Origin of the sequence: Dactylosporangium sp. NPDC005572 (genome assembly GCF_040605515.1) — a bacterium.
Classification (GTDB): Bacteria; Actinomycetota; Actinomycetes; order Mycobacteriales; family Micromonosporaceae; genus Dactylosporangium.
The window spans coordinates 22,911-32,911 of record NZ_JBEXCY010000020.1 but is presented as its reverse complement, the minus strand read 5'-3'; the positions used below and the strand labels follow the sequence as shown (position 1 = coordinate 32,911).

Below are 10,001 nucleotides of genomic sequence, written 5' to 3'. Positions count from 1 at the left end.
GGCCGGAGCCAGGGGTCCAGACCGCGGAGGCCACGGGCCGGAGCCAGGGGTCCAGACCGCGGAGGCCACGGGCCGGAGCCAGGGGTCCAGGCCGTGGAGGCCGCGGGCCGGAGCCATGGTCCGGGCCGCTGGCAGGGCCGAGGGCGGAGGCGCTGCCGTTGGAGTCGGGGTGGGCAGCCGAGCGCCCGGTCCGTCGTCCTTGTCGGACGGGGGCCGGGCGCTCGACCTCTGTGGGAGTCAGGCCTTCTTGATTGCGTCGCCGTCCACCTTGATGGCCACCGCGGCCAGCGCCTTCTTCGCCGGGCCGCCGGCCACCGAGCCGTCGGCGACCTTGAACTTGCTGCCGTGGCACGGGCAGTTGATCGTGCCGCCGGAGACGTCTCCCACCACGCAGCCGGCGTGGGTGCAGATTGCGGTGAAGCACTTGAACGTGCCTGCCGTTGGTTGGGTTACCACGATCTTCTCGTTCTCGAAGACCTTGCCGCCGCCCACCGGGATGTCGCTGGTCTTGGCGAAACCGGTGCCGCCGCCACCACCGCCGTTGCCGGTGCTGGCGCCGGCTCCAGCGTCGGCGCCGGTCGTTCCGCCCGCGCCGCCGCCGGTGGTGCCTGCGTCGGTGCCCGTGGAGCCGCTGGTGCCCGTGTCGCCGTATGCGGCGCAGCCGGCCAAGGCCGCTGTCATGCCCGCCGCGGCGGTGCCGGCCAGGAGCGATCGGCGTGTTGTCTGGTTGCTCATGTCTTGTGCAGCCCTTTCAGAACTTGACGCCGAAGGTGGTGAAGAACCACAGCGCGGAGGTGACGAACAGGCCGGACAGCGCCGTGAAGACCAGGCCACCGAAGACGGGCAGGGCCCAGTTCGGGACGCCCTTCTTGGCCAGGAGCAGCATCTTCGTGGCGAACGTGCCGTAGAAGAAGCAGCCCAGCAAGGAGTGGGCCAGGACGCGGGTGTCGTAGTTCGCGAAGCCCAGCGCGTAGAGGCAGTGCAGCGCGACGGGGATCGAGGTGATGAACGCCAGGCGGCCCGACCAGCGGTGGACCGCGCCGAGCCAGGAGGCGCCGGCGAACAGCTTGATCTTGCCGTACATCACCAGGGCGGTGAACAGCTGCACGAGGGCCAGGAAGCCGGCCAGCGTCGCCAGCCAGACCTTGACCGTCTGCGGGCTGGAGAAGCCCGCCACGTTCACCGCGATGCCCGTCGGCTCGTGGAGCTTGCCGTACACGCCCAGGGTGGCGGCCACCAGGCAGCCGACCAGGACGGGGACGATGAGCGTCGCGGCGGTCTTCGAGGTGGGCGGCGAAGCCGGGGGGACCGGGGTGGCCACCGGCGGCGCGACCGGAGCCGGCGTGGGCCAGGAGTCGTCCATGGGGGTAGACATCGCAAGCGCTCCCTTACGCGGCCGGGGTCGAGGATTCGATGGTGATCACGGTGCCGTCGACGGTGACGGTCTTGGAGTTGATGTCGAACGCGGGCGCGGGCTTCGCCGTGCCGCCGGTGATGTCGACGCCGACCTGGGTGCCGTCCGGGAGGACGACCCAGCTCGCGTCGAGGCGGTTACGCAGCGCCGTCGCCGAGCGGTACAGGCCCGACGGCGGAGCCGCCGGCTTGATCGCGAACTCCCACGTCTTGCTGCCCGCGGTGACGCTGCCCGAGACCACACCGTTGCCGTAGGTGCCCTTGAGGCTGCCCTTCGGGCCCTTCAGGTCGATCTGCCCGTTGGCCATCGTGCCTTCCAGCCACGCCTCGGCGGACTTGCCGTCGCAGACGTAGGCGATCGCCTTGCCCTTGTTGACCACGATCGCGAGCGACGCGACGCCGGACTTCACCGAGCCCGCGTAGGTCTGCGTGCCCTGCTGGCCGGCCGGCCCGCTGCCGTCGCCGACAACCGCCGGCGAGGAGGCGACCGCGGAGGGCGACGACGACGGCGCGGCAGCCGCCGCCGAGGTGGCGACGGAAGCCGCCGCCGAAGCGGCGGTGTTGTTGCGGGCGACGTCATTGCTGAGGTCGACGTTCAGCGTGTAGATGGCGCCGGCAACGACCAGGCCGACGCCGAGCGTGATGATCGGTCCCTTGAGCTTCATCGAGTACTCCCACAGATCAGGTCCAGAGCCGACAGGCCCCGACCCAAATCAGCCAGAACGCGCTGTCGGTGAATATGAGACCGAGGTTGGCGTAGCGTGTCTGCGTCCAAAGACGCACAACGCAACTGCTGCAATGTCGCCAACGTGACCAGTGAAGGGTGGGTGCGTCGATGCCACGCGTCGTCGTCTGGGCCGTGCACCTCGCGCTGCCGATCGCCGGACTCTGGCTCCTGCTCACCACCCCGGGCGCCGACGTCATCTGGCAGCACCATCAGACGCACTTCTGGCTGGTCGTGACGGTGGCGGCGGTGAACGTCGCGATCGGCACGGCGATGAGCGTCGCCGCCCAGCACCGCGCAGACGGGCGGCTGTTCCTGGTCTCGCTGGTGTTCCTGGCCGCGGCCGGGTTCCTGTTCGCGCACGCGCTGGCGACGCCGGGCGTGCTGATCGGCCACCCCAACGCGGGCTTCGACTCGGCCATGGCGGTCGGCCTGATCTTCGGCTCGGTGCTCGCCGTGCTGTCGTCTTTGCGACTGCCCACCGGCATCACGCGGTGGCAGCTGGCGCTGCGGGCGGCGCTCGGGCTGCTGCTGTTCGCGTGGGTGGTCGTGTCGGTGCTCGACCTGCCGCCGCTGAACCGGCAGACCCAGGTGCGCGACGTCGAGGGCGCGCTGGTGTGGGCCTCGTGGGTGGCGGTGGCGCTCTACGTGATCGCCGCGATTCGCTTCTATTCGCAGTACCGCAGAAGCCCCAGCGCAGTCCTGATCTCCATCGTGACGGCATTCGTCCTGCTCGCCGAGTCGATGATCAATGTGACCCTGGCGGACAAGTGGCGGCTCTCCTGGTGGGAGTGGCACATCATCCTGACGCTCGCGTTCCTGTTCGTCGGATATTCGGCCTATGTCCAGTACCGCCGGGAAGGCACGGCAGCGGGGCTTTTCGACGGGATCGCGGTCGCGGAGACCAAGCGGCGCATCCGGGCCCAGTACGCGAAGGCGCTGGAAGAGCTGGTCGACGCGCTCCAGGACTCGGAGCGCGGCGCGCCGGCCGAGCAGCTCGCGGCGCGGATGGCCGAGCGGTTCGGGCTGACCGAGATGCAGGCCGCGGTGCTCGACCGGGCGGCGGCGGCGCTGCTCGCCGAGCGACAGCTGTCGGGGCAGCTCAACGCGCTGGTGACGGTCGGCGAGCAGGCGCGGGTCGGGCAGGGCGAGGCCGAGTTCCTGCGGGCCGCGACGAGCGCCGTCGAGGACTCGTTCGGCCCGGTCGAGGTCGGGCTGATGTCCAACAACCGGCTCGACCTGCGCGGCGACGACGTGCTGCCGCTGACCGTCAAGGGGCAGGTCGCGGGCGCGGTGCGGATCCCGCCCGGGGGCCGGCCGGAGCTGCGCGCGACCCTCGCCAACCAGCTGTCGATCGGCCTCGAGAACTCCCGGCTGTACGGCGAGCTCTCCACGCTGTTCCGCCAGTACATGTCGCCGGACGTGGCGGCGGCGCTGCTCGCCGACCCGGACCAGGCGGCCCTCGGCGGGCAGCTCGTCGACGTCACCGCCCTGTTCGCCGACCTGCGCGGCTTCACCACGTTCTCGGAGGCGGTGGAGCCGGGCGACATCGTCGAGATGCTGAACCGCTACCACGGCGTCGCCGTCCCCTGCATCCTCGACAACGGCGGCACGATCGTGCAGTTCGTCGGCGACGCGCTGCTCGCGCTGTTCAACGCGCCCGCCCGGCAGGCCGACCACGAGGCGCGGGCGGTGCGGGCCGCGCTCCAGATGCAGGCGGCGGTCCGCGGGATCGCCGAGGGCCGGCCGGACTGGCCGCGGTTCCGGGTCGGCGCCAACACCGGCCCCGCGCTGGTCGGCAACATCGGCAGCGAGCTGCTGCGCGGGTTCAACGCGATGGGCGACGCGGTCAACGTGGCCGCCCGCCTGCAGACGATCGCCGAACCGGGCCAGGTGGTGATCGGCGGCGCCACGTACGACGCGCTGCCGGCCGCCGACCAGGCCCGGACCGTTTTCCTGGGCGACCTCGAAGTGAAAGGTCGCCGACAGACAGTCCGGGCGTATGCGGTCCAAGATGGGTCGTGACCGAGTTCTTCGACCTCCTGCACGCCGATGAACAGGCCGCCCTCGAAGCGGCCGGCCATCGCCGCCAGTGGAAGCGCGGCGCGGTCATCTACCGCGAGGGCAGCCAGTCCGAGACGGTGATCGTGCTGCGGTCCGGGCGGGCCAAGGTCTCCTCCGACACCGCCTCCGGCACCGAGGTGGTCCTGGCCGTGCGCGGGCCCGGTGCGCTGCTCGGGGAGCTGTCGGCGATCGACGGCGGTCCGCGCTCGGCGACCGTGACCGCGCTCGAGCCCGTCACCGCGCTGTCGGTGCCGTCGCCGGATTTCGAGCGGTATCTCCTGGGCCACGCCCGCGTGTCGTTCCTGCTGATGCGGGAGCTGACCCGGCGGCTGCGGGACGCCGACCGCAAGCGCATCGAGTTCGGCGCGTTCGACACCACCGGCCGGGTGGCGGCGCGGCTGGTCGAGCTGGCCGAGCGGTTCGGCGAGCAGACCCCCGAGGGACTGCGGATCAGCCTGCCGCTGTCGCAGGACGAGCTGGCCGGCTGGACCGGGTCGTCGCGGGAGGCCGTGACCAAGGCGCTGCGCACGCTGCGTGAGGAGGGCTGGATCCAGACGGGGCGGCTGCATGTGATCGTCCACGATCTCTCCGCGTTGAAAGACCGCGCTCAATGACCCGAGCACCCTTTTCCTGACCCTGCCACCCCGTTGTGGATCTTTGCGGGAAACACGGAGCACCTAGTCTCTCGCCACAGGTGCATCGAGGCATCGACAGCTGCCTCGGTGCTTACATGCCCCACCAGGGAGGTACCTGTGCGTAAGTTGACCGTGGGACTGCTGAGTCTCACGCTTGCGTCGGGGATGGGGGTGTTCGCCGCCGGAGGCTCCGCGCTAGCGGTTCCGGCCAAACAGACACCATCCGTCGACGCCGCGACACCCTCCGACGAGCTGCCCAACCCGTTGGAGGAGCAGCGGCGCGAGACTCGTGAGGTCGCCATCTCCAAGGTCCTGTCGGGCCAGGCCACGGCGGAGAAGCGCGGAGCGAGCACGGTCGTCAACGTCGGCAAGAAGGGCAAGGGCCACGTCGACAAGTACGTGGAGCTGACCCGGGAGAAGACCGACAAGATCTTCGTGGTGCTCGCCGAGTTCGGCAACACCCGGCACCCGAGCTACCCGGACCAGGACACGAACCCGGCCGTCGAGGGCCCGGCCCGGTTCGACGGGCCGCTGCACAATGAGATCCCGCAGCCCAACCGGGCGGTCGACAACTCGACCATCTGGACCCAGGACTTCAGCAAGCAGTACTTCCAGAACATGTACTTCGCGACCGGCAACGGCGCGGAGTCACTGAAGACGTACTACGAGCGGCAGTCCTCCGGCCGGTACAGCGTCGACGGTCTCGTCACCGACTGGGTGAAGGTGCCGTACAACGAGGCGCGGTACGGCCGCAGCAACGGCTACCCGTGCGGCAGCAACGTCTGCAGCAACACCTGGTACCTGATCCAGGACGCGATCAACGCGTGGGTCGACGGGCAGCACGCCCAGGGCAAGACCGACGCTCAGATCAAGGCGACGCTCGCGTCGTACGACCAGTGGGACCGGTTCGACTACGACGGCGACGGCGACTTCAACGAGCCGGACGGCTACATCGACCACTTCCAGATCGTCCACTCCGGCGGCGACCAGGCCGACGGTGACCCGAACCAGGGCGAGGACGCGATCTGGAGCCACCGCTGGGCGGCGTTCCAGAACTTCACGAGCGGCCCGGACTTCAACAAGCTCGGCGGGACCCAGATCGGGACCACCGGCCTGTGGGTGCGTGACTACACGATCCAGCCGGAGAACGGCGGCCTGAGCGTGTTCGCGCACGAGTACGGTCACGACCTCGGCCTGCCGGACCACTACGACACCTCGGGCGCCGGCGGCAACGCCGAGAACCCGGTGAACTGGTGGACGATCATGGCGCAGAGCCGGGTCAGCCTGCCCAGCGACAACGGCATCGCGGCCCGCGCCGCCGACCTCGGCGCGTGGGACAAGCTTCAGCTCGGCTGGCTGAACTACACGACCGTGCAGGCGGGCAAGACCAAGCTGGTCGATCTCGGCCCGCACGAGTACAACAGCAAGAAACCGCAGGCTGTCGTCGTCGTGCTGCCGAAGAAGAAGATCGTCACCCAGCTGCCCGTTCCGCCCGAGGGCACCAAGTCGTGGTGGAGCGGCTCCGGCGACGACCTGAACAACTCGCTCACCCGGTCCGTGTCGATTCCCGCCGGCACGACCACGCTGAGCTTCAAGGCGGCCTGGGACATCGAGGACTGCGGCCCGGACGCGTGTGACTACGCATACGTCGAGGTGGACGACGGCACCGGGTTCAAGGCGATCCCGGGCTCGATCACCACCGCGGCCGAGGGCAACGGCATCGACGGCACGAGCAGCGGCTTCGTCCCGGCGACGTTCGACCTGTCCGCGTTCGCGAACAAGACGGTCAGCCTCCGGTTCCACTACTTCACCGACGGCGCCGTCGCCGGCCAGGGCTTCTTCGCCGACGACATCAAGGTGACCAACGGCTCGACCACCGTCTTCGCCGACGGTGCCGAGGGCGGTGCGAACGGCTGGACCGCGGTGGGCTTCACCGTCCAGGGCAGCTCGATCACCACCGAGTACGACAACTACTACATCGCCACGCACCGCACGTACGAGTCGTTCGACAAGTACATGAAGACCGGTCCGTACAACTTCGGCTTCGCCGACAAGCCGGACTGGGTCGAGCACTTCCCGTACCAGACCGGCCTGCTGGTCACGTACTGGGACACCTCGCAGGCGGACAACAACACGAGCCAGCACCACGGCCAGGGCCTGATCCTGCCGATCGACTCGCACCCCGACCTGGTCCTGAAGGGTGACGGCACGCCGTGGCGGCCGCGCATCCAGGGCTTCGACGCGCCGTTCTCGATGAAGCGGACGGACTCGTTCAGCCTGCACTACGGCCCGACCAACGCGTCGAGCAAGCTCGGCGGCCAGTGGGGCAACCCGCTGTTCGACGACAGCAAGAGCTACTACCGTGAGGACCCCGCGACCAACACGTACTACGGCGTGAAGGTCCCGAACAACGGTGTGAAGATGTTCGCGCTGTTCGAGAACGGCACGTCGATGACCATCCTGGTCACCGGCTGATCCACCGGAACCGATGACGGCGGGAGGAGGTCCAAGTGGGTATGCGACACCTGGGCCTCCTCCTCGCCGTTTCCGTCCTGGCCGCGTGCGCGGCACAGCCCACCGACTCCGCCGGGCCGGCCGCACCGTCGTCACCTGAGGCTTCGTCGCCCTCGGCGTCCTTCCGGGCGGCTTCGCCGCAGTCCGTTGCGCCCGAGCCGACCATCAGCGTTCCTTCCGGTGTACCGAAGACGAAGCGCCCCGACCATCCGACCGACGACTTCCCGGTCGTCACGGTCGAGGGCCGGATCAAGGTCGACGGCACCTGCGTCAGCCTGGTCACCGACTCGGTGACGTGGACGCTGCTGCTCGCGCCCGACGCGGCCAGACTTCCTGACGGCCAGAAGGTCAAGGTCGTCGGCGTGCCCAACCCCAACGCGTTCACCGCCTGCACCGGCAGCCCGCTCACCGTCTCGACGGCGACGCCGCTGTAAGGGCACCCGATCCGGGTGACCCCGTCGCCGCACGCCCGGCGAACGGTTGATACATGAGCGGTCCACTTCCCCAGCCCGGCCAGCACGCGCCCGACTTTGAGCTGCCCGCCGGTCCGGACGCCCAGACGGTCGGGACCACGCAGTTCCGCGGCCGGCCCACGGTCCTCGCCTTCTATCCTGCCGACTGGAGCCCGGTCTGCAGCGACCAGATGGCGCTGTACCAGGCCGTCCTCCCCGAGTTCGAGCGCTACAACGCCGGCCTCATCGGCATCTCGGTCGACAGCGTCTGGTGCCACCAGGCGTTCGCCGGCGACCGGGGGATCCGCTTCCCGCTGCTCGCCGACTTCGAGCCGAAGGGCGCCGTCGCCCGCGCCTACGGCGTCTACGACGAGTCGACCGGCATGTGCGAGCGCGCGCTGTTCGTCCTCGACGCCGACGGCGTGGTCGCGTGGAACCACGTCGCTCCACCAGGGATCAACCCCGGCGCCGACGGCATCCTCAACGCCCTCGAAGGGCTCGGCAACGAACGGCGGCCCGTGCTATGACCACGACACCCTTCCAGGTCACGGTGGCCCGGCTGGTCGTCCCGGTCGGACCTGACGACCACACGACCGGCCCGGACAACGCGCCGGTCTCGCTCGTGGAGTACGGCGACTACCAGTGCCCGTACTGCGGGATGGCCCACGCGATCATGCTCGACCTGCTGCGGCTGCGACAGGAGACGATCCGGTTCACGTTCCGGCACTTCCCGCTGACGAACGTGCACCCCTACGCCGACCTGGCCGCCGAGGTCGCCGAGGCGGCGGCCGCGCGGGGGCGGTTCTTCCAGATGCACGACTGGCTCTACGAGCACCAGCGCAGCATCAACCCGCGGCAGCTCATGGTCGGCGTGGACCACTTCGGCCTACCCTCGGACGAGCTCGCCGACGAGGTGGGCGCGCACGTGTACCTCGACCGCGTCCGCCGCGACTTCGTCGGCGGGGTGCGCAGCGGGGTCAACGGCACCCCGACCTTCTACATCAACGGGGTGCGGCACGACGGAGGTTACGCGCTCGACGAGCTGCTGGAGGCCGTCGACGTGGCCGCCGAGTCGATGTAACCCTCCGCGCACGGTTCGTTCACCGTGAAAGTCCCGAGCCACCACTCGGTATTACCCCGCGTCATGTTTCGATCTTGGCCACCTGGCAGTCGGTCGACATTCCCACAGGTGGCCGAAAAGCGTGCGGGGAAAAGCTTTTCATCAATTGTCGTACACCGTCACAGCCTGCGAAATTCCGCTCGTCACGCTCGGTAGTCCAGCATTCCTGCGGCACCCGTCAATGTGAGTTTCCGCCCGAGTAGTTAACAGAACTCGGCATTTCCGCCGGTTGCGCGGATGCTTACGCGCGGTGCATGCTTTCGCGTTGGGTCCCGAGGTTCATTCGGAACCGAAAACTCGACCCGGGTCAGGGGCAGGATCCGGGACGGCCCAGAGGGCCGGATGACGATACGGAAGTGCGGTGACGGTGCGCGCCTGGCTGGACTCTGCGGCGCGCCATGCCGTGCCCACCTTCCGGCACGCCACGGGAGTACGGGCGAATGCTGCTTGCCGATGACTTCTTCCTGATCGCCCACGACGACCGGGACGGCAAGTCCCGGCTGTCGCAGCGCGCGGTCGAGATCGGCCTGGCCGGCGCGCTGCTGGGCGAGCTGGTGCTGGAGCAGCGCATCTTCTGCGAGGGTGACCGCCTGCGGGTGATCAGCCACGAACCTCCGTCGGACCCGCTGGCCCACACCAACCTGGCGACCATGGTCGCCGAGACCCAGCACCGCGAGATCCGCACCTGGCTGTTGTTCCTCGGGCAGACCGCCGTCGACGCGGTCGGCCAGCGGATGGCCCGCTACGGGCTGGTCGAGCAGACCACGGTGCGGCGGCTGCTGCGCAGCTCCACCCGGTGGGTCGCGACCGACATCAACCTCCCCGCCGGCCGGGTGGTGCGCCTGCGCCGCCTGCTGACCGGGTCGGAGCCGATGCGGGTCGCCGACGCCACCCTGGCCGGCCTGGCCGAGGCGACCGGGCTCACCGGTCACGTCCTGTGGGACAGCGACCAGTCCAGCTTCCGACGACTTCAGCACGTGATCACCACCCTGCCGCCGCCGCTGCGCGACCTGATCCTCCAGGTCGAGTCGGCGATCGGCGAGGCGGTCCTCTCACAGCGCGGGTGACGACTTCCCTCT

10 protein-coding genes are annotated in these 10,001 nt (G+C 69.5%); 7 read left to right on the top strand and 3 right to left on the bottom strand.

All coding sequences use genetic code 11. From position 1 onward, the window contains the following. Positions 1–237: 237 nt before the first annotated feature. The 3 genes from ABZS66_RS13190 to ABZS66_RS13180 form a co-directional block, all read right to left on the bottom strand. Complete coding sequence (locus ABZS66_RS13190; protein ID WP_354757345.1) at positions 238–669, bottom strand: Rieske (2Fe-2S) protein; 432 nt, start codon at positions 667–669, stop codon at positions 238–240. Positions 670–751: 82 nt separating this feature from the next. Continuing rightward, positions 752–1,375, bottom strand: coding sequence for a DUF6529 family protein (locus tag ABZS66_RS13185; RefSeq protein ID WP_354757344.1), 624 nt, complete (start codon positions 1,373–1,375; stop codon positions 752–754). Positions 1,376–1,388: 13 nt separating this feature from the next. Continuing rightward, the gene (locus ABZS66_RS13180; protein ID WP_354757343.1) at positions 1,389–2,078 is read right to left on the bottom strand and encodes a hypothetical protein; all 690 of its coding nucleotides are present in this window, start codon (positions 2,076–2,078) and stop codon (positions 1,389–1,391) included. A gap of 170 nt (positions 2,079–2,248) precedes the next feature. Here ABZS66_RS13180 and ABZS66_RS13175 point away from each other — a divergent pair, with 170 nt between their 5' ends. From ABZS66_RS13175 to ABZS66_RS13145, 7 genes are all read left to right on the top strand, one after another. Continuing rightward, on the top strand, positions 2,249–4,162 hold the full coding sequence (locus ABZS66_RS13175; RefSeq protein ID WP_354757342.1) for an adenylate/guanylate cyclase domain-containing protein: 1,914 nt from the start codon (positions 2,249–2,251) through the stop codon (positions 4,160–4,162). 17 nt (positions 4,163–4,179) lie between these two features. Then, positions 4,180–4,815 carry a Crp/Fnr family transcriptional regulator gene (locus ABZS66_RS13170; RefSeq protein ID WP_354757409.1) on the top strand — a complete coding sequence of 212 codons (636 nt, stop codon included), beginning with the start codon at positions 4,180–4,182 and terminating at the stop codon, positions 4,813–4,815. A 138-nt stretch (positions 4,816–4,953) separates the two neighbouring features. Then, a complete protein-coding gene (locus ABZS66_RS13165) occupies positions 4,954–7,311 on the top strand; it encodes an immune inhibitor A domain-containing protein (RefSeq protein ID WP_354757341.1) in 2,358 nt (785 codons plus the stop codon). Between the two features lie 35 nt (positions 7,312–7,346). Further along, positions 7,347–7,784, top strand: a complete 438-nt coding sequence (locus ABZS66_RS13160) for a hypothetical protein (RefSeq protein WP_354757340.1) — start codon at positions 7,347–7,349, stop codon at positions 7,782–7,784. A gap of 53 nt (positions 7,785–7,837) precedes the next feature. Next, positions 7,838–8,329 carry a redoxin domain-containing protein gene (locus ABZS66_RS13155; RefSeq protein WP_354757339.1) on the top strand — a complete coding sequence of 164 codons (492 nt, stop codon included), beginning with the start codon at positions 7,838–7,840 and terminating at the stop codon, positions 8,327–8,329. After that, positions 8,326–8,883, top strand: a complete 558-nt coding sequence (locus ABZS66_RS13150) for a thioredoxin domain-containing protein (RefSeq protein ID WP_354757338.1) — start codon at positions 8,326–8,328, stop codon at positions 8,881–8,883. Before ABZS66_RS13155 ends, ABZS66_RS13150 begins: the two co-directional genes overlap by 4 nt. A gap of 479 nt (positions 8,884–9,362) precedes the next feature. Beyond that, positions 9,363–9,989 (top strand): GPP34 family phosphoprotein, encoded by a 627-nt coding sequence (locus tag ABZS66_RS13145; RefSeq protein ID WP_354757337.1) that lies wholly within the window; start codon positions 9,363–9,365, stop codon positions 9,987–9,989. Positions 9,990–10,001: the final 12 nt, after the last annotated feature.